Origin of the sequence: Parasutterella muris, from assembly GCF_009767915.1 — a bacterium.
Taxonomy (GTDB): Bacteria; Pseudomonadota; Gammaproteobacteria; order Burkholderiales; family Burkholderiaceae_F; genus Parasutterella; species Parasutterella muris.
Window position 1 is genome coordinate 19,452 of record NZ_WSRP01000006.1, and the last position, 21,177, is coordinate 40,628.

At 52.0% G+C, this 21,177-nt stretch carries 26 protein-coding genes; 16 read left to right on the top strand and 10 right to left on the bottom strand.

Annotation, left to right across the window (positions count from 1 at the left end; all coding sequences use genetic code 11):
• The first annotated feature begins 28 nt into the window (after positions 1-28).
• The 3 genes from rplM (at position 29) to argC (ending at position 2,221) form a co-directional block, all read left to right on the top strand.
• Positions 29-457: a 50S ribosomal protein L13 gene (rplM, locus tag E5987_RS02785; RefSeq protein WP_160334566.1), complete on the top strand. Its 429-nt coding sequence runs from the start codon at positions 29-31 to the stop codon at positions 455-457.
• A gap of 2 nt (positions 458-459) precedes the next feature.
• Positions 460-852 carry a 30S ribosomal protein S9 gene (rpsI, locus tag E5987_RS02790; RefSeq protein ID WP_160334567.1) on the top strand — a complete coding sequence of 131 codons (393 nt, stop codon included), beginning with the start codon at positions 460-462 and terminating at the stop codon, positions 850-852.
• 310 nt (positions 853-1,162) lie between these two features.
• Positions 1,163-2,221: an N-acetyl-gamma-glutamyl-phosphate reductase gene (gene argC / locus E5987_RS02795; RefSeq protein WP_160334568.1), complete on the top strand. Its 1,059-nt coding sequence runs from the start codon at positions 1,163-1,165 to the stop codon at positions 2,219-2,221.
• Between the two features lie 54 nt (positions 2,222-2,275).
• Here the strand turns inward: argC and E5987_RS02800 are convergent, their stop codons facing one another.
• The 3 genes from E5987_RS02800 to tyrS are packed head-to-tail and all read right to left on the bottom strand — an operon-like array spanning position 2,276 to position 4,629.
• The gene (locus E5987_RS02800; RefSeq protein ID WP_160334569.1) at positions 2,276-2,920 is read right to left on the bottom strand and encodes a YbhB/YbcL family Raf kinase inhibitor-like protein; all 645 of its coding nucleotides are present in this window, start codon (positions 2,918-2,920) and stop codon (positions 2,276-2,278) included.
• A gap of 4 nt (positions 2,921-2,924) precedes the next feature.
• Complete coding sequence (gene dtd, locus E5987_RS02805) at positions 2,925-3,374, bottom strand: D-aminoacyl-tRNA deacylase (protein ID WP_160334570.1); 450 nt, start codon at positions 3,372-3,374, stop codon at positions 2,925-2,927.
• A gap of 10 nt (positions 3,375-3,384) precedes the next feature.
• Positions 3,385-4,629, bottom strand: coding sequence for a tyrosine--tRNA ligase (gene tyrS, locus E5987_RS02810; RefSeq protein WP_160334571.1), 1,245 nt, complete (start codon positions 4,627-4,629; stop codon positions 3,385-3,387).
• Between the two features lie 205 nt (positions 4,630-4,834).
• Here tyrS and E5987_RS02815 point away from each other — a divergent pair, with 205 nt between their 5' ends.
• Together E5987_RS02815 and E5987_RS02820 are read left to right on the top strand one after the other, a co-directional pair.
• Positions 4,835-6,160: a M23 family metallopeptidase gene (locus E5987_RS02815; protein ID WP_288319247.1), complete on the top strand. Its 1,326-nt coding sequence runs from the start codon at positions 4,835-4,837 to the stop codon at positions 6,158-6,160.
• A gap of 41 nt (positions 6,161-6,201) precedes the next feature.
• Entirely contained in the window at positions 6,202-7,308 is a 1,107-nt protein-coding gene (locus tag E5987_RS02820; protein WP_202074532.1) for an anhydro-N-acetylmuramic acid kinase, read from the top strand.
• A gap of 70 nt (positions 7,309-7,378) precedes the next feature.
• Here E5987_RS02820 and erpA read toward each other — a convergent pair whose 3' ends face one another.
• Positions 7,379-7,732, bottom strand: a complete 354-nt coding sequence (gene erpA, locus E5987_RS02825; RefSeq protein ID WP_160334572.1) for an iron-sulfur cluster insertion protein ErpA — start codon at positions 7,730-7,732, stop codon at positions 7,379-7,381.
• A 175-nt stretch (positions 7,733-7,907) separates the two neighbouring features.
• Here erpA and glyA point away from each other — a divergent pair, with 175 nt between their 5' ends.
• From glyA to E5987_RS02875, 10 genes are all read left to right on the top strand, one after another.
• On the top strand, positions 7,908-9,176 hold the full coding sequence (glyA, locus tag E5987_RS02830; RefSeq protein ID WP_160334573.1) for a serine hydroxymethyltransferase: 1,269 nt from the start codon (positions 7,908-7,910) through the stop codon (positions 9,174-9,176).
• A gap of 15 nt (positions 9,177-9,191) precedes the next feature.
• Complete coding sequence (gene nrdR, locus E5987_RS02835; protein ID WP_160334574.1) at positions 9,192-9,647, top strand: transcriptional regulator NrdR; 456 nt, start codon at positions 9,192-9,194, stop codon at positions 9,645-9,647.
• A 13-nt stretch (positions 9,648-9,660) separates the two neighbouring features.
• The gene (ribD, locus tag E5987_RS02840) at positions 9,661-10,752 is read left to right on the top strand and encodes a bifunctional diaminohydroxyphosphoribosylaminopyrimidine deaminase/5-amino-6-(5-phosphoribosylamino)uracil reductase RibD (RefSeq protein ID WP_237178703.1); all 1,092 of its coding nucleotides are present in this window, start codon (positions 9,661-9,663) and stop codon (positions 10,750-10,752) included.
• An 18-nt stretch (positions 10,753-10,770) separates the two neighbouring features.
• Positions 10,771-11,376 carry a riboflavin synthase gene (locus E5987_RS02845; protein ID WP_160334575.1) on the top strand — a complete coding sequence of 202 codons (606 nt, stop codon included), beginning with the start codon at positions 10,771-10,773 and terminating at the stop codon, positions 11,374-11,376.
• A gap of 90 nt (positions 11,377-11,466) precedes the next feature.
• Positions 11,467-11,961, top strand: coding sequence for a 6,7-dimethyl-8-ribityllumazine synthase (gene ribH, locus E5987_RS02850; RefSeq protein ID WP_160334576.1), 495 nt, complete (start codon positions 11,467-11,469; stop codon positions 11,959-11,961).
• Between the two features lie 4 nt (positions 11,962-11,965).
• Complete coding sequence (nusB, locus tag E5987_RS02855) at positions 11,966-12,448, top strand: transcription antitermination factor NusB (RefSeq protein ID WP_160334577.1); 483 nt, start codon at positions 11,966-11,968, stop codon at positions 12,446-12,448.
• Positions 12,438-13,472, top strand: coding sequence for a thiamine-phosphate kinase (gene thiL / locus E5987_RS02860; protein ID WP_160334578.1), 1,035 nt, complete (start codon positions 12,438-12,440; stop codon positions 13,470-13,472). The genes nusB and thiL overlap by 11 nt, the downstream gene beginning before the upstream one ends.
• A complete protein-coding gene (locus E5987_RS02865; protein ID WP_160334579.1) occupies positions 13,459-13,992 on the top strand; it encodes a phosphatidylglycerophosphatase A family protein in 534 nt (177 codons plus the stop codon). Before thiL ends, E5987_RS02865 begins: the two co-directional genes overlap by 14 nt.
• The gene (locus E5987_RS02870; RefSeq protein WP_160334580.1) at positions 13,993-14,487 is read left to right on the top strand and encodes a CinA family protein; all 495 of its coding nucleotides are present in this window, start codon (positions 13,993-13,995) and stop codon (positions 14,485-14,487) included.
• Positions 14,488-14,490: 3 nt separating this feature from the next.
• Positions 14,491-15,810 (top strand): hemolysin family protein, encoded by a 1,320-nt coding sequence (locus tag E5987_RS02875; RefSeq protein ID WP_160334581.1) that lies wholly within the window; start codon positions 14,491-14,493, stop codon positions 15,808-15,810.
• Between the two features lie 288 nt (positions 15,811-16,098).
• Here the strand turns inward: E5987_RS02875 and E5987_RS02880 are convergent, their stop codons facing one another.
• From E5987_RS02880 to dacB, 6 genes are all read right to left on the bottom strand, one after another.
• Positions 16,099-17,082 carry a LysR family transcriptional regulator gene (locus tag E5987_RS02880; RefSeq protein WP_160334582.1) on the bottom strand — a complete coding sequence of 328 codons (984 nt, stop codon included), beginning with the start codon at positions 17,080-17,082 and terminating at the stop codon, positions 16,099-16,101.
• 113 nt (positions 17,083-17,195) lie between these two features.
• Positions 17,196-17,852, bottom strand: coding sequence for a carbonic anhydrase (locus tag E5987_RS02885; RefSeq protein WP_160334583.1), 657 nt, complete (start codon positions 17,850-17,852; stop codon positions 17,196-17,198).
• Between the two features lie 137 nt (positions 17,853-17,989).
• Complete coding sequence (locus E5987_RS02890; RefSeq protein ID WP_160334584.1) at positions 17,990-18,373, bottom strand: hypothetical protein; 384 nt, start codon at positions 18,371-18,373, stop codon at positions 17,990-17,992.
• Positions 18,360-18,827, bottom strand: coding sequence for a phage holin family protein (locus tag E5987_RS02895; RefSeq protein ID WP_160334585.1), 468 nt, complete (start codon positions 18,825-18,827; stop codon positions 18,360-18,362). Before E5987_RS02895 ends, E5987_RS02890 begins: the two co-directional genes overlap by 14 nt.
• A gap of 27 nt (positions 18,828-18,854) precedes the next feature.
• Positions 18,855-19,157: an ElaB/YgaM/YqjD family protein gene (locus tag E5987_RS02900; protein ID WP_160334586.1), complete on the bottom strand. Its 303-nt coding sequence runs from the start codon at positions 19,155-19,157 to the stop codon at positions 18,855-18,857.
• A 44-nt stretch (positions 19,158-19,201) separates the two neighbouring features.
• On the bottom strand, positions 19,202-20,635 hold the full coding sequence (dacB, locus tag E5987_RS02905; RefSeq protein WP_160334587.1) for a D-alanyl-D-alanine carboxypeptidase/D-alanyl-D-alanine endopeptidase: 1,434 nt from the start codon (positions 20,633-20,635) through the stop codon (positions 19,202-19,204).
• A 212-nt stretch (positions 20,636-20,847) separates the two neighbouring features.
• On the opposite strand from dacB, the gene E5987_RS02910 reads away from it, so the two are divergent.
• Positions 20,848-21,135 (top strand): co-chaperone GroES, encoded by a 288-nt coding sequence (locus E5987_RS02910; protein WP_160334588.1) that lies wholly within the window; start codon positions 20,848-20,850, stop codon positions 21,133-21,135.
• Positions 21,136-21,177 lie beyond the last annotated feature (42 nt).

Here is a 21,177-nt window from a genome sequence, read left to right on the forward strand (position 1 = left end):
TGGACACTTAATTTATAGGTGAAAAGTAATGAAAACCTTCTCGGCCAAGCCGCTTGAAGTAAAGCGCGAATGGTACGTGGTTGATGCAACCGATAAGGTTGTCGGCCGCCTTGCCGCTGAAATCGCTCTCAGACTCCGTGGCAAAGACAAGCCTGAATACACACCGCACGTCGACACGGGCGACTACATTATCGTTGTCAACGCTGACAAGCTGGTGATGACAGGCAACAAGACGGAAGACAAGAAGTATTTCCGTCACTCCGGTTACCCCGGCGGTGTTTATGAAACAACTTTCCGCAAGATGCAGGAAAAGCATCCGGGTCGTGCTCTGGAAATCGCTGTTAAGGGTATGCTCCCAAAAGGACCCCTTGGCTACGCAATGTTCAAGAAACTCTTCGTTTACGCCGGTTCCGAACACAAGCATTCCGCACAGCAACCTAAACAGCTCGAGATCTAAAAATGATTGGAAATTACAACTACGGCACAGGCCGCCGCAAGAGCTCTGTTGCTCGTGTCTTCATTAAGCGCGGTACTGGCAAAATCGAAATCAACGGTCGCACTCTTGACGAGTACATCCACCGTGAAACCGGCCGTATGGTCGTTCGTCAGCCTCTCGTTCTGACTGATAATGTTGAAACATTCGACATCAAGGTCAACGTTAAAGGCGGCGGTGAATCCGGTCAGGCCGGCGCTATCCGCCACGGCATCACTCGCGCTCTCATCGACTATGATGAAACACTGAAGTCCGTTCTGTCTCAGGCCGGTCTCGTTACACGTGACGCCCGTGAAGTTGAACGTAAGAAAGTCGGTCTGCGTAAGGCACGTCGCCGTAAACAGTTCTCCAAGCGTTAATTCGCTTTTGGAAATTTCGATCTTCGATCGAAATACCGCAGAAAAGGTCGCTTCGGCGGCCTTTTTTATTTCCTGAGCATACAGTTCGTCTAGCGGCAGAATCTGTCAGAGGCCGCTTCCCGGCAGGGATTTCATATCCGTTTTTTGTTTACGGTCAAAGTATAATTTTCCGAGCAGCTCCGGTGAGTTTTCGAAATGAACGGAGAAAGAGCGTCGTGCGATGCTGTGCGGCCGCTGCAGGGATTTCTCGTCACTGATGACGAGAAGGATGTCAAACTTTCAAAATCCTCAACCTAACAGGAAGTCCGAAATGAAAAAAATTAAAGTCGGTATTGTCGGCGGAAGCGGCTACACAGGCATTGAGCTGCTTCGTCTTCTTGCGCAGCATCCGAAGGCGGAAATCGTCACCATTACCGGAAGAAAAGACGCCGGTACGCATGTGGCGAAGATGTTCCCTAATCTTCGCGGACGTTTGGATCTGACATTCTGTGATCCTTCCGAGGCTCCGCTCGATCAGTGTGACGTGGTATTTTTTGCGACGCCGCATGGCGTAGCGATGTCCATGGCGCGGGAGCTGACCGCCAAGGGCGTCAAGGTTATCGATCTGGCGGCGGATTTTCGTATTAAAGACACGGAAGTGTTTAGCAAATGGTACAAGATGGAGCACAGCTGCCCCGATCTGCTTGCTAAGGCCGTATACGGTCAGCCTGAGACAATGCGCGAGCAGATGAAGAAAGCGGATATTCTCGGTATGGCCGGCTGCTATCCGACAACGATTGAGCTCGGTCTTATGCCGCTTTTAAAACTTCACAGCGCGGAAAAAGACATTGTGAATCTCAATGTCTCGATCATTGCCGACAGCAAGTCCGGCATCAGCGGCGCCGGCAGAAAGGCCGACGTGAGTTTGATTTGCGCAGAAGCTGCCGACAACTTTAAGGCCTATGGCGTTGGCGGCCACCGCCACGAGCCCGAGATGGTTCAGCAGCTGAGCGAATTCGCGGGCGAGAAGGTTCCGCTCACGTTCATTCCGCATCTTCTGCCGACGATCAGAGGCATCTTCTCGACGATTTACGTGCGTCTGACGGAAAAAGGCACGGGAGTGGATTTCCAGTCTCTGTATGAAAACGCCTATCGTGACGAACCCTTTGTGGACGTTCTGCCGACTGGATCGCTACCGGAGACGAGGTCGGTACGCGGATCCAACATGGTTCGCATCGCGCTTTACCGCAAGGAGCCTGATCTGCTCGTGATCCTTGTGGTCGAAGATAATCTCGTTAAGGGTTCTGCCGGACAGTCTGTGCAGGCGATGAATCTGCTCATGGGACTGCCTGAAAGCACAGGGCTGGATCAGATTGCGCTGATGCCCTAAAAGAAAAAAGCCTCTGACTCCATGGAAGAATCAGAGGCTTAAATTTTTAGCGGCCTATTTACGCACGAGTTTCGGATTCAAGGTGTAAAGACCCGAGACGGAGGCGGATGCGAGAATATGTCCCTGCATCGCTTCGAGCACTTCCGGACCGGTGAAGCTTCCGCTCAGCGGCAGCAGCGGGAAGTCGACCGCATAGACAGTAAAGACGTAGCGGTGCATTCTCTCATCATTCCACGGAGGGCAGGGACCGTCATAGCCGTAGTGCTTGCCGGTTTCCTCCGGTTTCTCGAAGTTGGTGTAGTCGTTCAGTCCCTGACGCATGCCGTTAGCGCATGCGGGCCCTTTCTTGCCTTTCGGGGTCACGCCTTTTGAGAGGGTGCCCACGTCAATACAGGGTTCTTCCGGCACGATATCCACCAGAATCCAGTGGAAGAAGTCTCTTCTCGGCGCATCTTCCGCAATGACTGCGTCCTCACGGTTAGCCATAGAGAAATCCTGCGGCACGTCGTGATCCTGGCAGATGACTACCAACGACTGTGTGCCCGCGGGCGGATTTGACCATGCAATCTGAGGATTGCGGTTCCCAGCGGGAACAGTATGTTCGCGCCCCATCGGATCTAATTTCGCGTAGGCGTAGCCTTCCGGAATCATTGCGCCTTCGTCAAAAGAATCGCTCCATACTCTGAAGATACTTTCCATAGACTTACCTCTTTTTCGGGTATCTTAGCCAAAATGTGACCGGACCGTCGTTGACCAGTTCAACCGCCATATGCGCGCCGAACACGCCGGTGACAGGCGAAAAACCTTCAGCTTCCAGTTTTTTAACAAAACGTTCGTACAGTTTCTCGCCGAGCTTCGGCTCCGCTGCGGGCGTGAAGCTCGGTCGATTGCCGCTGTTGGTGTCGGCGGCGAGTGTGAACTGAGAGACCGCCATGATTTGGCCTTTGATGTCACGAAGGCTCAGATTCATTTTGCCGTTCTCGTCGCTGAACACCCGATAGTTCAGCACGCGTTCGGCAAGCGCGTCCGCGTCCTTTTCGCTGTCATCTCTTTCGGCGCAGGCCAGTGCGACCAAGCCCTGATCGATACGGCCGCGAAAAACACCGTCGGCGGTCAGGGATGCTTTGGAAACCCGCTGAATCAACGCGATCATTTTGTCTCTCTTACTTCAAATGAATCTTGGCCCACTTTCTCTTGCCGACCTGAAGGACGTAATCGCCGGGAGCGACTTCAGTCTTTTTATCGGTGACCTTTTCGCCGTCGAGGCGCACGCCGCCCTGATCAATATTGCGGTTGGCGTCGCTTGTTGAAGCGCACAGGCCGGCTTCTTTAATCAGTTTGGCAAGAAGCATCGGCTCGCCGGAGTTGTCGACGCTGATTTCGGGAACATCGCTCGGCATCGCGCCTTTGCGGAAGCGGTTGACGAATTCCTGTTCCGCGGCGTCTGCTGCGGCCGCGTCATGGAATCGAGTCACGATTTCCTTAGCGAGCAGAACCTTCGCGTCGCGCGGATTGCGTCCGTTTTCGCATTCCTTCTTCAGCTGAGCGATTTCCTCGTTGCTGCGCATGGAAAGCAAATCAAACCAGTTCCACATCAGATCATCGGACAGGGACATGACTTTGCCGAACATATCGTTCGGATTTTCGGTAATGCCGATGTAGTTATGTTTGGACTTGCTCATCTTGTTGACGCCGTCCAGGCCGACCAGCAGCGGCATTGTGATGATGCACTGCGCTTCCTGGCCGTACTGGCGCTGCAGTTCGCGGCCTACGAGCAGGTTGAATCTCTGATCGGAACCGCCAAGTTCCACATCGGCCTCAAGGGCGACGGAGTCGTAGCCCTGCATCAGCGGGTAAAGCAGCTCATGCATGGCGATCGGTGCCTGTTCGGCAAAACGCTTGGCAAAGTCGTCGCGCTCAAGCAGACGAGCGAGCGTATAGCGGGACGCTAAGCGAATCATGCCTTCGGAACCGAGTTTGTTGCACCATTCGGAGTTGTAGCGAATTTCGGTTTTATCCGGATCCAGGACATGGTAGGCCTGATCAAGATAAGTCTTCGCATTTGTTTCAATTTGTTCTCTCGTTAACGGCGGGCGTGTTGTATTGCGGCCGGAGGGGTCGCCGATGGCACTTGTAAAGTCTCCTACGAGGAAGATAACGGTATGTCCGAGATCCTGAAACTGACGCAGTTTGTTCAGAACGACAGTGTGTCCGAGATGGATGTCGGGAGCGGTAGGATCGAGACCGAGTTTGACACGAAGAGGCTTGCCCGTCGCTTCGGCGCGAGCGAGCTTCTGCTCAAGCTCCTGCTCAATCAGAAGTGTGTCGGTGCCGCGTTTGATTAGGGCCATTGCGTCCTTAATCTTCTGGCTCACCGGGAATTTTTTTTGTTCGACACTTTCAGTCATTTTTAGAAACAATCCTAAAATCGTAGTAGTAAAACCCCTTGCAGACGTCAATGTTTAAATCCAATATAATTGACGCACTTGACGGTAGGGGCGTAATCAAAGCCATCCCCATATTCTATATTCTCTTTCAGCGTTTATCCTTTCTGCGTTGGGGGATTTGTTTTCGTCAAGCGAATTGAGAGTGAGAACGAAGAGAGACAGAAAAGTGAATACTGCAGCAGGCAAATTAACCAAGATTTTTAAGTCAGTGACATTTGCGGCTGCTCTCGTTCTGCCTTTCGCCTCCTTTAATTCTCTGCACGCAGCGGAAGAAAAGACGCCGGTCATTATGGAAAAGGCCGGCGAAATTGATCTTAGCGTTCTGATTCAGCAGTGGGCAAGCGAAATGGACGATGTCTACGCTGAGACCCACATTGAACCGAAAGACACCTCCAAGAAGATTTTCGAGCGCCTTGGTATCCAGGACAAAGCCTTTACTCGTTACGTGACGACAATCAAAGGCAAAGAAAATCCGTTTGCGCGTCTCTCCCGAGGACGTCTTATCCAGGCTCGTCTGACGACTGGCGGAGAAGTGATTTCTCTGAGAGTGTTCCGTCCGATTGACTCACAGTCCAAAGATATTTCTTTCTTTGAGGTCAGCAAAAATAAAGACGGGAAATTCATGCATGCCGAGAAAACCAGCGGGTTTGATGCGCTTCCGATCGCTGCTTCGGGCGTTATTACCTCCAACTTGGATAAAGCGGCTGTCGAAGCGAATATTCCTGCCGGAGTTCTCAAGCAGATCAAAGATCGTTTGTCGACGGAGCTGAACCTCTCCAAGGACGTCTCTAAGGGCGACACATTCAGCGTGATTTATGAGCGCCGTCAGCTTGACGGAGCTGACATCGGAACCGGGAAACTGCTCGCGATTGAGTACTACGCCAAGAATAAGACGATTGAGTCGTATTGGTATGAAGGCGAAGGAATCGAAGGTTATTACGATTCCGAAGGAAAAAACAACGATGTGACTTTCCTTCGCATGCCCTGCGAGGCGCGTGTCACCTCGACTTTTAACCGAGTTCGTCGACATCCCGTGACCGGACGTTTGCGACCGCACTGGGGTGTGGATTTAGGCGCGCCCAAAGGAACGCCTATCTATGCAGCCAGTGACGGCACGGTGACGACGAAGCGTTATCAGCGACGCGGCTACGGCTATTGGCTGGAGATTTCGCACTCCTCGGGCTATACCTCCCTTTACGCACACATGAGCAAGTACGCTCCGGGGATTGAACCCGGAACAAAAGTGAAAAAAGGTCAGCTCATCGGTTATGTCGGTGCGACCGGCATGGCAACAGGACCTCATCTGCACTATGAACTTAAGAAGGACGGCCAGCAGGTCAACCCGCTGATTGCTGATTTGCGTACCGGTGAAAACCTTCGAGATGAGGCCGCTGAAGATTTTAAAGTGGCGATTGCTCCGATGCGCCGTCAGATCGCGATGCTCAGTCGAATTCAGCTCGCTCAGAATCAGCCTCGTACAGCCGCGCATTAACATCCATTAGAATTGAGGTCTTGTAAACAAGACCATTTTCTATGTCAGAACCGCAAATTCCTATTTATGTCGGAATGATGTCCGGCACCAGCATGGACGGCGTCGACGCGGTCGCAGCCGTGTTTACTAACGGTCGATATCAATTTATCGGCCGAAGTTCGGAGTCCTATTCCACACATCTGCGCTCCTCTCTGATCAGTCTCTGTTCGAGCGGTCCGGACGAGGTCCTGCGCTGTCAGGAGTGCGGCAACGAAGTCGCCAAAATCTACGCTAAAGTTTTTAACAAGCTGCTGGAAGGAACCGGTCTGGAAACCTCAAACATTTGCGCTATCGGCGCGCACGGTCAGACGATTCGTCACAGCCCGCAGATGGGCGCGAGCACGCAGCTGATCAACGGGGCGCTGCTTGCGGAGCTTACGAAGACGGATGTGGTGACGGATTTTCGCAGTCGGGATTTAGCCGCGGGCGGTGAAGGCGCGCCGCTAGTGCCGCTGTTTCATAAATGCGTGTTCAGCGGCAGTGTGCCGCGCGGCATTCTCAACATCGGCGGCATCAGCAATCTGACATATCTGCCTGCTTTAGGTTCCGACGCAGATGTTTTTGGTTTTGACTGCGGTCCGGGCAATGTTCTGATGGATGGCTGGACTGAGAAAATCAACGGCACGCCCTACGATCACGATGGAATGTGGGCTAGAAGCGGTAAGGTTAGTGAGAAGCTTCTGGCGCTGCTGAAGAAAGAAGCGTTTTTTGATCTGACGCCGCCGAAAAGCACCGGCCGTGAGCTTTTTAACTTAGGCTGGCTTGAATCAAAACTTTCCGATGAGTCTGTAGAAGACGTGCAGAGGACGCTGGTAGCCCTGACGGCGGGCACGATTACTGAAGCGATTGAGCGCTTTGCCCCGGACATTCAGGAGTTGTTTGTATGCGGCGGCGGAGCGAAAAATTCGCTTTTAATGCAGGAGCTTACGGCAATGAATCCCGCAAGGGCGGTAAAAACGACGGCGGCTCTGGGCATGGACGCTCAGGACGTGGAAGGCGCGGCCTTTGCGTGGCTCGCAAAACGATTCGTTGAGCGGCAGCCGGGGAATCTTCCGAGCGTCACGGGCGCAGAAGGCGGAAGGATTTTAGGCGCGCTTTATCCGGCGTAAAAAATAATAAGGCCCGATTCGAAAGAATCGGGCAGAATTCTTATTACGTCAAGAAGCGCGAATTTTACCGTTATACGGAGAAGCTGGAGCCGCAGCTGCAGGTTGTCGTCGCATTCGGGTTTTTGATGACGAACTGAGCGCCTTCAAGGTCTTCTTTGTAGTCGATTTCAGCGCCGACTAAATACTGATAGCTCATCGAATCGATGAGGAGCATGACGCCGTTGCGTTCCATGGTCGCGTCGTCTTCATTGACTTCTTCATCAAAGGTGAAGCCATACTGGAAGCCGGAGCATCCGCCGCCCTGAACAAAAACGCGAAGTTTCAGGTTGGGGTTGCCTTCCTCGTCGATCAGTTCTTTAACTTTCATGCTGGCCGCATCGGTGAAAATGATCGGATCGGGAAGCTTGACCTGTTCTTCAGACATATTGATTCCTCATAATTAACTAATTTGGTGACTCGATTATATAGATGCAGTCAATATCCTTTCGTATTAATTGAAAAAATTAGTTTGGAAAGTTGTTCTTTACAGCGGCGTATCATTTAAGCTTATGCACATTCGGCACCCACCAGGTGTTGTATTTATTAGAGAGGATTTCGGAATGTTTAGTAAAGCCGACAAAGTCGAAATGACGGATCCCGCTATTTGGGAAGTTATTCGCAAAGAAGGGCAGAGACAGGAAGATCAGATCGAGCTGATCGCAAGCGAAAATTATGCTTCTCCTGCGGTAATGGAAGTTCAGGGGTCTGTCTTAACCAATAAATACGCTGAAGGTTATCCCGGCAAGCGTTATTACGGCGGTTGCGAATTTGTGGATCAGGCTGAGGCCTTGGCAAAAGAGCGCGCTCTGGAGCTTTTCTGCAAACTCTGCGGCGTGGAGATGGCGGTTAATGTTCAGCCGCATTCCGGCGCTCAGGCCAATATGGCGGTGTTTTTCGGACTTCTGAATCCGGGCGACACCGTCATGGGAATGTCGCTCGCTGAAGGCGGTCATTTATCGCACGGCATGAAACTGAACATGTCCGGCAAATGGTTCAATATCGTCAGCTACGGCCTGAATGAAAAAGAAGAAATTGATTACGACGCCGTTGAGAAGCTCGCATTGGCAAATAAGCCGAAGCTGATTATCGCCGGAGCGTCTGCCTATTCTCTGCGCATTGATTTCAAGCGTTTCGGAGAAATCGCGCATAAAGTCGGCGCCTATCTGATGGTCGACATGGCCCACTACGCCGGTCTTGTGGCCGCAGGCGTTTATCCGAGTCCGTTCCCTTACGCCGATATCGTCACAACGACGACGCATAAGACGCTGCGCGGTCCACGCGGCGGCATGATTTTCTGCCGTCCCGATCTCGAAAAATCGATCAACATGGCGGTCTTCCCCGGAATTCAAGGCGGTCCTCTGATGCATGTGATCGCCGCGAAAGCGGTCGCGCTCCATGAAGCGCTTCAGCCCGCATACAAGGAATATCAGAAGCAAGTCATCCGCAACGCCGCCGTGATGGCCGAAGAGCTCAGCAAGCGCGGTCTTCGCATTGTTTCAGGCAGAACTGAAAGCCACGTCATGCTCGTTGACCTGAGATCGAAGAACATCACTGGCAAGGAAGCCGAAAACATTCTTCATGAGATCGGCATTACCGTAAACAAAAACTCTATTCCGAATGATCCGCAGAAGCCTTTTGTGACCAGCGGCATCCGTATCGGTTCGCCCGCAATGACGACTCGCGGCTTTAAAGAGGAAGAAGCAAGAGAAGTCGCAAGTCTGATTGCCGACGTTTTAGATCATCCGCATGACGAAGCGGTTCTTGCCAATGTGAAAGACGCGGTTGCTTCCCTTGTCGCCCGCTTCCCGGTTTATCGCCAGACTGTTTAAGTAAAGAGGCCGCCTATGCTGTGTCCGTACTGCAAAGAGCCCAATACGCAGGTCATTGATTCGCGCACCAGCGAAGAGGGCAGTGTCATTCGCCGCCGCAGAAAGTGTCCCGCTTGCGGAGGACGCTTTACCACTTACGAGAAAGCGGCGCTGTCGATGCCGCAGATCATCAAGAACAACGGCAGTGTGCGTGAGCCTTTCAGCTCGGAAAAATTGAGAAGATCGATGGAAATCGCGCTTCGCAAACGTCCGGTCAAGGCCGCACTTGTGGACGAAGCGGTCAACAGCATTGAGCGGCAGCTGAGACTTCGCGGCGAGAAAGAAGTCTCCTCTAAAGAGGTTGGCGATTTGGTGCTTGCCGAACTGAAGTGTTTGGATATGGTTGCTTATATTCGCTACGGTTCCGTTTATCTGAATTTCCAGACTCTGGAGGACTTTGTCAGTCTCGTTGAGCAAACCCGTAAGCTCTGATCAAGAGAAAAAAATGAGTTTTTCTGATATTTCCTACATGCGCCGCGCTCTGGAACTTGCGCGCGAGGCTCGTATGATCTGCCCCCCGAATCCGGCCGTCGGCTGTGTGATTGTCAAAGACCGTCGGGTCATCGGCGAGGGACATACTCAGCGCACGGGCGAGGCCCATGCTGAAGTGATGGCGCTTCGTGACGCGGAGCGTCGAGGCGAATCGGTTGAGGGCGCGACTGTTTATGTGACGCTTGAACCCTGTTCGCATTACGGCAGAACGCCGCCCTGCGCGCTTGCGCTCAAAAATGCGAAAGTCGCCCGAGTGGTTGCGGCGCTCAAAGATCCGAATCCTCTGGTTTCCGGACGCGGTCTGAAAATGCTGGAAGAGGCTGGAATTGAGGTGGAGTGCGGTGTCGGCGCAAGAGAGGCGGAAGACATTAATAAAGGCTTTCTGAAGCGTCAGCGCACCGGTATGCCTTGGGTGCGCTCTAAATTCGCGATGAGTTTGGACGGAAATACCGCGCTTTCAAACGGCGTCAGCAAATGGATTACCGGCGAAGATGCTCGAAGAGACGGTCATTTCTGGCGAGCGATCTCGGGCGCCGTGCTGACCGGTTCCGGCACAGTGGAAGCTGATGACCCGCTCATGAACGCCCGAATTGAAGGCGCGGAGCGTCAGCCGCTTAAGGTGGTGGTGGATTCGCAGCTTCGTCTCAGCCCGGATCTGAAGATATTTAAAGAAGGCAAAGTGCTCTTGGTATGCGCTTTCTATGACATTGTCCGCGCTCAGATGTTTGAAGCGCAGGGCGTGGAAGTGATTGAGCTGCGTGGCGCTGACGGTAAAGTTGACTTGAAGGCGCTGTGCGCTGAACTCGGACGGCGCGAAATCAACGAGGTTCATGTTGAGGCGGGCGCTCGTCTGAACGGCGCGCTCGCGATGCAGGGGCTGATCGACGAGTATTTGATCTATGCGGCACCTCTGTTGCTCGGACAAGGACGAAAACTGCTTGATTTGCCAATGCTTCAGAACCTTTCTGAAGGTATAGCGCTAGAATTTATCGATGTTGAAAAAGTAGGACCGGATCTGCGCCTTTTACTGCGTCCGGCCGGTTAGATTACAGGAGAGCTAGAGATGTTTACAGGAATTATTCAGGCCGTCGGTCGCATTCGTGATAATGAAGAGATCGGAGACGGTCTGCGCATTCATGTCGAGGCGCCTGAACTGGGTCTGGATACAGTTAAAATCGGCGATTCGATCGCGATCAACGGTGCCTGCATGACCGTTGTGGAGGTCGACGAAAAAATGTTTAAGGTCGAAGTCTCCGCCGAGTCTTTAGATAAGACCGCCGGTTTGGACGGCTGGGGTCATGTGAACTTGGAAAAGGCGATGCGTCTGGGAGATCGCCTTGACGGTCACATTGTCAGCGGACATGTGGACGGCGTAGGCGAAGTCGACGCTTTTGAAAAGAAAGCGGAGTCCTATCATCTGGTGGTGCGCTGCCCGATGAAGCTGGGCAAGTTCCTTGCCTATAAAGGCTCGATCGCGATCAACGGAGTATCGCTTACGATTAACGAAGTTGAAGATACGCCCGCAGGCACACGTGTTTCGATTAACCTGATCCCTCATACGTTTGAGCACACATCCTTCAAGTACACCAAGGTCCGTGATCTGGTGAATGTCGAGGTGGATACTGTTGCTCGCTATATTGAGCGCATGTATTCGCTCACTCAGCGCTAAGCTGAAATCTTTGCGCTCATCACGGCGCAGGAATTCGGGAGGATGCGGCTGCTTTGCTAAAATTCCGAAGATTTAAGTTAGGAGATAAAATTGGCTATCAACTTTATTCAGTCGAAATTAGACGGTACTGATCTGAAAATCGGTATTGTCAGTGCTCGCTTTAACGACTGGGTTTGCAAAGGCTTGTTTCAGTCCTGCTATGAGGAGCTGAAGGCCAACGGTGTTAAGGACGAAAACATTGTTGTCACAACCGTCCCGGGAGCTTTGGAAATTCCCTATGCGCTCACAATGCTCTTTGAGCGTTATCCGGATCTGGACGCGATGATCGCGATCGGCTGCGTGATTCGCGGTGAGACCTATCATTTTGAGCTGGTCGCAAACGAATCTTCCCGCGGCATTACGGATATTGTCGTCAGAGAGGCGATTTCCATCGCAAACTGCATTCTGACTGTTGAGAACGAAGAGCAGGCCAGAGTAAGAATGCAGGAAAAAGGCAGAGACGCCGCTCGTGTCGCTCTGGAAATGGGCAATCTCGGCAGAATCTGCGCTGTGTCGTTTGACGACGATACAGATTCGCAAGAGTAAAAATATGTCAAAAGAAACTACATCGGTTAAAGCGCCGGCGAAGAAACGCGGCGGCCGCAGTGCCCGCAGACGTTCGCGCGAATTTGCGCTGCAGGGTGTTTATCAGTGGCTTATCAGTCATACCGACCCTGTTGAAATAGATGCGGCCGCACTGGAAGCGGAAGATTTTGATAAGGCGGACGCGGAGTTTTACCGCAGTCTGCTGCACGGCGTAATTGATGATTTTGTCGCGACGGAAGATGCGTATAAACCTTTTGTCGACCGCGACGTCACGACTCTGTCTCCGATCGAAAGAGGCATTCTTCTGATTGGAACTTATGAACTGAAGAATACCGCGACGCCGTATCGCGTCGTGATCAACGAAGCGGTTGAGCTCGCTAAGAGCTTTGGCGGTACTGACGGATTCCGTTATGTGAACGGTGTTCTTGATAAGCTCGTATCGAAGCTTAGACCGTATGAGGCCTCCGGCAGCAAAGATGCCAGATAAGCCGCACAGTACGAGGACCCCGAATTCGCTGGACGAGTTTGGGGTCATATCCGAATTCTTCACCGATAAAGGCGCTCATCCCAACGCTTGGCCTTCGCAAGGAGTTGGAGATGACTGCGCCTTTTTGGATATTGGAGATAAAAGAATTGCCGTCACGACGGATATGATGGCCTTGGGAACGCATTTTTTTGATAACGCGGATCCCTACACCGTGGGCAGAAAGTCTCTTGCGGTTAATCTCTCGGATCTGGCTGCCGCTGGCGCCGTTCCGAAAGCGTTTTTTCTGTCGATTTCTTTTCCTTCAATTGATGAGAAGTGGCTTAAAGCTTACTCTAAGGGGCTGATGGAAGAGTCGTTCCGCTACGGCTGCCCGCTTCGCGGAGGCGATACAGTCAAGGCGCCGGTCATTGACGGCAAACCATCCAAGACCACAATTTCCATTACTGCGCTTGGCGAGCTGCCTGCGGGCAAAGGTCTGACAAGAAGCGGAGCGCGGCCCGGAGATGATATTTGGGTGAGCGGCACGCCCGGAGACGCATTTGCCGCTTTAGGAGACATTTGGGGATACTGGAAGTGCGCGCCGTCTGACTACCGCTACTTCAAATCCCGAATGGATAAGCCCACAGCGCGGGTTGCGCTGGGCACGGGGCTCTTAAACCTCGCAAGTTCTGCCTGCGACATCTCGGACGGTCTGATCGGAGATCTTCAGCATATTCTGGATCGATCCGGCGTTTCCGCGGTGCTTCACTGGAAGGATTTCCCGCTCTCGGAGGCCATGCGCAATATGCCGGAGGACGTTCGCCGCCGTTGTGTGCTTTCCGGCGGAGACGATTATGAACTTCTCTTTACCGCCTCGGCCGAACAGAGCGCGCGGATATTAGAACTATCTCAGCGGCTTAGCGTTCCTGTCACACGAATCGGCGAGATCACGGGCGCGGGAGAATCGCTTCTCATTGATGACGGCGAAGGCGGAGTTCTGTCGCCTCAGCCATCCTTTAATCATTTCACAAATGAAGTCGTATAAAACCGAGGCGCCTGCCTTTTCTTTAGTGCTCCGTCATCCCTGGCTGATGATTTCGACATTTTTCGGAGCCGGCTGCATTACGCCTGCGCCGGGGACGTGGGGTTCCTTTGCGGCATGGCTCGCATTTTGGCTGATGCAGAGCGCATTCGGAAGAGCGCCGATTTGGTTCGCCTCAGCGCTCGCGTTTATTTTGGGCTGCATCGCTGTCGGTCGATCCGAGACCTATCTGTATAAAACGGATCACGGATCCATTGTCATCGATGAAGTCGTCGCGGTTTGGCTGACGCTTTTGGTGACGCCTATAGGGTTTTTCTGGCAGTTAGCCTCCGTGATCGCATTCCGTTTCTTTGATATCGTCAAGCTCCCGCCCGTATCGGTTTTGGATTCGATGCGGCAAAACGGTTTTACTGTCATGCTTGATGATGTGTTCGCGGCTGTATACGCGATCATTCTTATTAATGCGGCGGCTTATGTACTTGAGGTTTCGGGGTTCGCCGCTCCTATTTGGACTTTCTTTTAAATGACTGCAAATATTGAAAGCTTAGTTAAAACGCTCAGTGACCGCATCAGCGGCACAGGCGAGGTAATTGTGACTGCCGAATCTCTGACGGGCGGGATGATCAGTGCCGCGCTGACCTCGGTTTCGGGTTCAAGCGCTTGGTTTGAAAGAGGCTTTGTCACATATACCAACGAAGCTAAGCATCAGATGCTTGATGTTCCGCAGGGAATTTTGGATCGTTTTACAGCGGTAAGCGCAGAGACGGTTACTCATATGCTTATTGGCGCGCTGAAGCATTCTGGCGCGTCGGTCGCGGTCGCGGTCAGCGGAATCGCGGGCCCCACGGGCGCACTGCCCGGCAAACCTGTTGGCACCGTGTTTATCGGATGGATGAGACGAGATGAGATTGCCGAAGTTGTGCGCTGCCAGTTTGACGGTGATCGTGCTGCAGTTCGCGAGCAGACCGTGGAAAAAGCACTGAACGGACTCCTCGGTTATTTTGACGAAAGGCCATAAAAAATGAGTGTCTGGTTTGACGTTATTTGTTTAATCATTTTGATTTTGATGAATGGTTTTTTCGCGATGAGCGAAATCTCCATCGTTACTGCCCGCAAGAGCAAGCTGCAGGTTTTGTCCGAGCAGGGCGCTTCCGGGGCAAAACTGGCGCTCAGCCTTTCTGAAAATCCGACGAGAGCGCTTTCGACGATTCAGGTTGGCATCACCTCCATCGGCATTCTCTCAGGTATTGTCGGCGAATCTGCTTTGGTGGATCCGTTCTCTAACTTTATGGTGAGCGTGACCGGCATATCCATGGCGACGGCCAGAGTTGCCTCGATGGTGATTGTCGTCATCCTCATTACTTATTTTTCCATTGTTGTCGGTGAGCTTGTGCCGAAGCGCATCGGTCTTTTAGGCGCGGACGCGATTGCGCGTTTTGTCGCTAAGCCGATCCATTGGCTTTCTCTGATCGCATTGCCTTTTGTGAAACTGCTGTCCTTTTCGACCGAGTTTGTTATGAAGCTGATCGGTACGAAAGAAAACGACCAGAAGATTACGGAAGAAGAAATTCATTCAATGATTGATGAAGGCGGATTGGCCGGCGTGATCGATGCTCAGGAGCACGTCATGGTGAAGAATATTTTCCGCCTGGACGACCGCAGCATTTCTTCTCTGATGATCCCTCGCGGTGAGGTTGAGTACATTGACCTGGACGATTCCAGAGAAGTCAATATGAAGAAGGTTCTGGAATCGAACCACTCAAGGCTTCCGGTCTGCAAGGGCGGTCTCGATGATGTTGTGGGTGTGGTTACCACTCGACAGCTTCTGAAACAGATCGTCTCTGTCGGCAAACCGAATTTTAAGGTTGAGTATGATCCGCCGTTGTACGTGCCGGAGTCACTTACCGGCATGGAGCTTTTGGAGAACTTTAGAGCGAGCGACGCTGCTTTGGCGCTGGTCGTTGATGAATACGGCGCGATTTTAGGTTTGGTGACGCCGCATGATGTTCTGGAAGCGATTGCCGGAGAATTTAAGCCTGAAACGCCGGAAGATGCGCAGATCATTAAAAAGTCAGACACCTGCTATGAAGTTGACGGACTGCTGCCGATTCCGGAGCTCAAGGATTTGCTTGCGCTGCATGAAGTTCCCGAGGAAATGGAGGATCGCTATACGACGGCTGCCGGCATGGTGATTTTCCTTCTGGAAAAACTTCCGCGTCCGGGAGATCGAGTTAGCTGGGGCGGATGGGAGTTTACGGTCCGTCAGATGGACGGCCGAAGACTTGATCGAATTCTCATTACAAAGCTTCCTGAGGCTAAGGAAGAAGAGGAAGAGAGTTAATTTGTTTTCTTAAAGCGCAGATTGCCAAGAAGCGTCAGCCGCTCAGATATTTCGCGAAAAGGCCGGGAATTTCTCGGCTTTTTTCGTACTTGCCGTGAGCGAGGCTAAGGCTGTATTGAATGTGTACGCAATACAGCCGAAGTAGTAGACGACAGGTTGCGCTGCAAAATCGACGGTGTCAGAGCCGGAGCGCGCTTTTGCTTTAAGAAGAAATTGCTGTCCCCACGCACATGCCGAATTATGGAGCGGTGCCGGTGACTTATTTATAACTTCACGCGCTTAACGAGATTATTCTGAGAGGTCCTTACGCAGGTTGGAAGGGCTATCGTCAAAAGGCAGTTTCCATACGGGAGCTGCCTTTGTTTCAATTGCCTCAAAGAAGGCGAGAAAACTCTCCTGCAGGTACTTAATGAAAACGCGGTTGAGCTTATTGCGCCAAGCGGACTGCGTGCAGGCGACATATGTCGGCGCCGGTTCACAGGCCCATCCGGGAAGAACCGGAACCAGCTTTTTCTCAAGGAGCTCATCGATACAGAGAAACAGCGGCATATCCAAGCAGAAGCCGTAATCCTCAAGAACAAAATCTTTAATCCCAAGAATGCTTCCGATGACCATAACGTGTTTTTGATCAATTTCGACCGTGCGGTCTGCGCTCCTCATGGTTTTAAAACGGGAGCGGGTTGCGCCGTCAAACTGAAGTGCCTTGAAATTCGTTAAGTCCGACGGGTCGGTCGGCATGCCGAATTTTTTAATATAAGAAGGAGTCGCGACAGGAACATAGATATTTCGGCCGCGAGGCAGGAGCATCAGATCCTTTCCTTCGTGCATCCCGCTGACGCAGGCGATGTCCGCTTTGTACGAGGTCACATCGTTGATGCTGCCGGAACCGGCAATGGTGAAGCTGACATTGGGATAAAGCTTGTTGAAATCCTCCAGAAAGGGTCTCAAATGCCGAGTGGCTACGCCGTGAGAAACCGAAAGACGAATACCGCCTTCAAGCAGACTGTTATTTTTCAGAATTCGGTCAATGGCGTCAGTGTGCTGGTGAATGACCGGTTCAATGATGCTGAGAATTTTCTCGCCTTCCCTCGTGAGCTTAAGCGGCCTTGTTCTTTGGAATAAGCTTTGCCCGACGGTCTTTTCCAACTGGGAAAGATTGCGGGAAACAGTGGAGACCTCGACATCAAGTTCTGCGGCCGTGTAAGAGAAATTACGCGTCCCGCATAAACTCAGAAAGACACGCCAAAGATTCATATCATCAAGTTTGGACATAGGTCGAGGTCCCGAAAAGAAAAAAGTGCGAAAAAGCTTCAGCTCATATCGTCCGATTCTAATCGAGTCGCAGAGATGACTATTGATAATAAGAGGATTTCTCAGTAAAAATCCTACTTAGTAGATTTCTTTGGTGTTTTGAGAGCAAGCGGCAGGAAGTCCTCTTTTTCCGGGCTGAATCGGTACAGTTCTCCCTCGCCGAGATCGTAGTAAAGCGCATGAAGCTTCAGCGATCCTTCTTCGACTTTAGAGGAGATCCAGGGATACGAAAGCAGATTATCCAAGGACAGAAGAACAGCGCCTTCCTCACAATGGCGGGCTCTGACTTCCGGCGGTTCATCATCTGTGAGATCGTCCAGCCGATCCAGAGCCGGCGCAGCGATGCTGACCCACTGCCAAATGTATTTTTCATTGCAGATAGTCTCCGGATGCATCAGTCCGTGGATCCCGCCGCATCTGGAGTGGCCCAGAACGACGATATGCTCGACGCTGAGATGCTTGACGCCGTACTCGATGGCGGCCATGACAGCACTGGGGGAGTCCGCCTGATCCGAGGACGGAATCAGAGCCGCGACATTGCGAATGACAAAAAGTTCACCGGGCTTGCAGTGCAGAAGAATTGCCGGATCAACACGCGAATCACAGCAGGCAACAACCAGTGTTTTGGGATTCTGGGATTTCTCCAGAGACTCGAAATACTCGCGCTCTTTGAGAAAATACTTCTGTTTGAAATTATGAAAGCCTTGGAGAAGCTGGTGAAAGTTATCCATGTCCGTGCAGTTAGGTGAGGATTTGAATAGAAATTCGACAGAGTGTCATTATGGCAAAAGTGAAGCCTCAGACAAAAGAAGCGCCGGACAAAATCCGGCGCGCCAATTTGATTGATTAGATCCGTAACGGACTGCGTTCAGTCTTTATTCGGAGTTGTAAGCTGATCTGATTTCTTCGCGTGCTGTTCGGCGTCATACTCCATTCCTTTGAAGATTCCGAACGAACTTGCCGCGATAAGCGCAGCTCCGAGATATCTGCGGGGACTGCCGTTTTTCAGAACAAGCCTTGCGATAGCAAGCGCCGCAGGAATAAAGACGGTACGGGCAAGCGGGATCGCGACTTTAGGATCTGTAAGTCCCAAAGCCTTTGCCGCTTTCAGCGCGTCCTTTCCTACAGACTGTGCGGCTGTAGCAGGACGGCTACGCATCATCTCAATTTCGTTATGAATCTGAGCGCGCTGCTCGCCGGCGCGTACGGTCAGTTGGGCAAGTCTGCGCGCGACTTCGTCATTTGCCTGCATTATCGGCCTCCTTTGTCTGAACCGTGGCCCCCGCTGCAGGAGCCTCTTCGGGCGTGCCTTGCGAGCGCTTCAGCGCACCCCGGAAAGAGTTCACATCCGCCTGCATAATTTGTTTCGATTCTGCGAATGAATAGGGCAGTGTGGAAGCAAAATTGCGAGCTCGGCCCAGTAAATAGAGGAATATGACCGTGTAAAAGACCGCAAGCGCGCAGGCAACAAATACACGGTGCTCATCCCAGAAAACGACCAGCAGGGCAATTGAAATGAAAACTAAGGAAAACAGTCCGAAAAACCCCGCAAGTATGCCGTAGAAAGCGGCTTTGCCCGCATTGTCTCTGGCGACCGAAAGTTCGATAGAGGCAATCTGCAGACGAGTCGACAGTCCGTCGGCGATCTGGCCGAGCAGCGTATAGAGCCCGGGTGAGGATCTTTCCTGATTTGTTCCGCTAGCCATAATGGCCTCTGCGTGTAAAAGCCAAAATTATTTGCGGGCGATCAGAAGGCCGAGCAGCAGACCGCCGACAGCAGCGATACCGACAGCGCGCCACGGATTGTCATGGACGCAGTCATTGACTTCACCGGCAATCTGCTTGCTTTCCGCGCCGGACTTTTCAAAAAACGTTTTCATGCCGCCGCGAGCACGCAGCAGGCATTTCTTGGCTTTTTCCTGAAGTTCCTTAGCTTCGTCGCCGGTTGTTTCGGCAGCGCGCTGCAGAAGTTCATCAGCCTGCTCAAGGGCGTTATCAACGTTTTCACGTACAACTTCGTTTAAATTGGTGTCCATAAATAAACCTCCCAAAAATCTTTTTCGGCAATGAAAAAAGTCTATCACCTGCTGTGAACCCAGCTGATTACAGCGTCCAATACGGGTACTGATCCGAGGGCGGACGGTCCGTTGACAATAGCCGCGACGGCATAGCGTTTACCGTCTTTGGCCTGCACGTAGCCCGCGACAGAACGGGCGCCAGAGATGTAACCGGTTTTAATGTGCGCGTAACCGTCCGCGGCATGACGCTTGCGCATGGTGCCGTCTACACCGGAGATCGGCATGCTCGACATGTATTCCGGCATCCTCGGTGTGTTCCACATATGCGCCAGCACTGATGCGAGCGCTCCGGCTGAAATTCGCGATTTTCTGGAAAGTCCGCTGCCGTTGTCCAAAGACAGTTCGTCGGCCGGAAGTTTGTTTTCAAGGGCCCAGGCTTTGATTGTTTTCCGGCTTTGCGCCAAAGTCTTCGGCTCTCCGGCTTCCGTCTTGCCTAATTCCAGGAAAAGCTGCCGAGCGGCCGGATTCAGACTGTGTTTATTCATGTCGTAGATGATTTTTGCCAGAGGCTCCGAACTTGTACTGCTCAGTATGTTCATGTCTTTTAAAGAGCTCGAGGCTTTTCCGCTGACAAGTTTGCCCTTCCAGCTTCCGCCCGCTTTCTTCCAAAATTCAGAAAAGAGCAGCGTGAGGTATTCATCCGCACCAAGAGAGGTGTAGAAGAAATCTTTGTTTCCGCAGGAGGCGGGGAAGGAGCCGAGGAATTTCGGTGCTAACGGGTTGGAAAAATCCGGTTTGATCTGTTTGCGCCAAGCGCTGCACGCTTCCTTGCTCAGAGGGATAGTTTTCGGAAGTGCTAAGCCGTTGAGGTGCGGAACGGAGTACAGATAAGCGACGCCTTCTTTCCGATCGGGGCGTATCTGCATAAATAACGCGCGGGAGTTGACAAGCAGCGCGTCGGCTCCTGTGTTGTAAGGACGGTTGCCTTCGCCGTCAAAGGCAAACGGATCGTGCGGCGGAATATCGAATCGGGAACGATCGACAATGATGTTTCCTTCGATACTCTGAATGCCCCTGCTTCGAAGTCCTTCGATCATGTCTCTGAAGTCAGAAAGAGACAGTTCGGGGTTGCCCGAGCCGATGAGGTAGATGTCGCCTTTAAGCACGCCGGCGCTGTTGGGTTCGGTCTGCGACACCATTCGGGTGTGCCAGACTTTGGCCGGTCCGAGCAGTTCAAGCGCCGCAGCCGAAGTCACAATTTTTTCTACGGAAGCGGGCATTCTGGGAACGGACGCATTGATGAATACCGGTTTTTCTTTTGCCGAGAGCGGAATCACCGCCATAGAGAAGTCGGCTGTCGGCACTTTGTATTTGGTCATCGCCTTTTTAATCGGCGCCGGAATCGGAGCAGCTTTTTCGGCTGCGTATGAAACGGACAAGGCCGAAAGAATGGAAATCAGTGCGGCTTTCCGCAGCAATGAGAGATAAGACTTCATAAAAACAGAACAGACCTGCCTAAGAAATAGACAGGTTAAGGGTTAACGATTACACAATGTTAATAAAAAAGAAATAGCTCTTCTTTAAACCTTCGGATGAAGTTGTTAGTATAAACACCTATTTATCTGAGGGGTTGAAAAATCGATTCGAATCCCAACATAAGGAATATTGAAACACAACTTGTTTGTTTACCAAGAATAGGAGTTTAAAGATGAACATTCGTCCTTTGCATGACCGCGTTATCGTAAAGCGCGTAGATGCCGAAACGCGTACAGCCAGCGGCATTTATCTTCCCGAAGCCGCAGGTGAAAAACCTGATCAGGGTCAGGTTTTGGCTGTCGGTCCCGGTAAGCGCGACGACGCCGGCAAGCTTATTCCGATGGACGTTAAGGTAGGCGACCGTGTTCTCTTCGGCAAGTACTCCGGTCAGACGGTCAAGGTTGACGGAGATGAATATCTCGTGATGCGTGAAGAAGACATCATGGGCGTTCTTGAATAACAGAACTACCGAACTACGAAAGAATTTAGAAATAGGAGATTT

Bases quoted from the DNA above. Each gene is read 5' to 3' on its own strand.
- rplM (WP_160334566.1), top strand. From the start codon at position 29: ATGAAAACCTTCTCGGCCAAGCCGCTTGAAGTAAAGCGCGAATGGTAC.
- rpsI (WP_160334567.1), top strand. From the start codon at position 460: ATGATTGGAAATTACAACTACGGCACAGGCCGCCGCAAGAGCTCTGTT.
- argC (WP_160334568.1), top strand. From the start codon at position 1,163: ATGAAAAAAATTAAAGTCGGTATTGTCGGCGGAAGCGGCTACACAGGC.
- E5987_RS02800 (WP_160334569.1), bottom strand. From the start codon at position 2,920: ATGGAAAGTATCTTCAGAGTATGGAGCGATTCTTTTGACGAAGGCGCA.
- dtd (WP_160334570.1), bottom strand. From the start codon at position 3,374: ATGATCGCGTTGATTCAGCGGGTTTCCAAAGCATCCCTGACCGCCGAC.
- tyrS (WP_160334571.1), bottom strand. From the start codon at position 4,629: ATGACTGAAAGTGTCGAACAAAAAAAATTCCCGGTGAGCCAGAAGATT.
- E5987_RS02820 (WP_202074532.1), top strand. From the start codon at position 6,202: ATGTCAGAACCGCAAATTCCTATTTATGTCGGAATGATGTCCGGCACC.
- erpA (WP_160334572.1), bottom strand. From the start codon at position 7,732: ATGTCTGAAGAACAGGTCAAGCTTCCCGATCCGATCATTTTCACCGAT.
- glyA (WP_160334573.1), top strand. From the start codon at position 7,908: ATGTTTAGTAAAGCCGACAAAGTCGAAATGACGGATCCCGCTATTTGG.
- nrdR (WP_160334574.1), top strand. From the start codon at position 9,192: ATGCTGTGTCCGTACTGCAAAGAGCCCAATACGCAGGTCATTGATTCG.
- ribD (WP_237178703.1), top strand. From the start codon at position 9,661: ATGAGTTTTTCTGATATTTCCTACATGCGCCGCGCTCTGGAACTTGCG.
- E5987_RS02845 (WP_160334575.1), top strand. From the start codon at position 10,771: ATGTTTACAGGAATTATTCAGGCCGTCGGTCGCATTCGTGATAATGAA.
- nusB (WP_160334577.1), top strand. From the start codon at position 11,966: ATGTCAAAAGAAACTACATCGGTTAAAGCGCCGGCGAAGAAACGCGGC.
- thiL (WP_160334578.1), top strand. From the start codon at position 12,438: ATGCCAGATAAGCCGCACAGTACGAGGACCCCGAATTCGCTGGACGAG.
- E5987_RS02865 (WP_160334579.1), top strand. From the start codon at position 13,459: ATGAAGTCGTATAAAACCGAGGCGCCTGCCTTTTCTTTAGTGCTCCGT.
- E5987_RS02870 (WP_160334580.1), top strand. From the start codon at position 13,993: ATGACTGCAAATATTGAAAGCTTAGTTAAAACGCTCAGTGACCGCATC.
- E5987_RS02875 (WP_160334581.1), top strand. From the start codon at position 14,491: ATGAGTGTCTGGTTTGACGTTATTTGTTTAATCATTTTGATTTTGATG.
- E5987_RS02880 (WP_160334582.1), bottom strand. From the start codon at position 17,082: ATGTCCAAACTTGATGATATGAATCTTTGGCGTGTCTTTCTGAGTTTA.
- E5987_RS02885 (WP_160334583.1), bottom strand. From the start codon at position 17,852: ATGGATAACTTTCACCAGCTTCTCCAAGGCTTTCATAATTTCAAACAG.
- E5987_RS02890 (WP_160334584.1), bottom strand. From the start codon at position 18,373: ATGCAGGCAAATGACGAAGTCGCGCGCAGACTTGCCCAACTGACCGTA.
- E5987_RS02895 (WP_160334585.1), bottom strand. From the start codon at position 18,827: ATGGCTAGCGGAACAAATCAGGAAAGATCCTCACCCGGGCTCTATACG.
- E5987_RS02900 (WP_160334586.1), bottom strand. From the start codon at position 19,157: ATGGACACCAATTTAAACGAAGTTGTACGTGAAAACGTTGATAACGCC.
- dacB (WP_160334587.1), bottom strand. From the start codon at position 20,635: ATGAAGTCTTATCTCTCATTGCTGCGGAAAGCCGCACTGATTTCCATT.
- E5987_RS02910 (WP_160334588.1), top strand. From the start codon at position 20,848: ATGAACATTCGTCCTTTGCATGACCGCGTTATCGTAAAGCGCGTAGAT.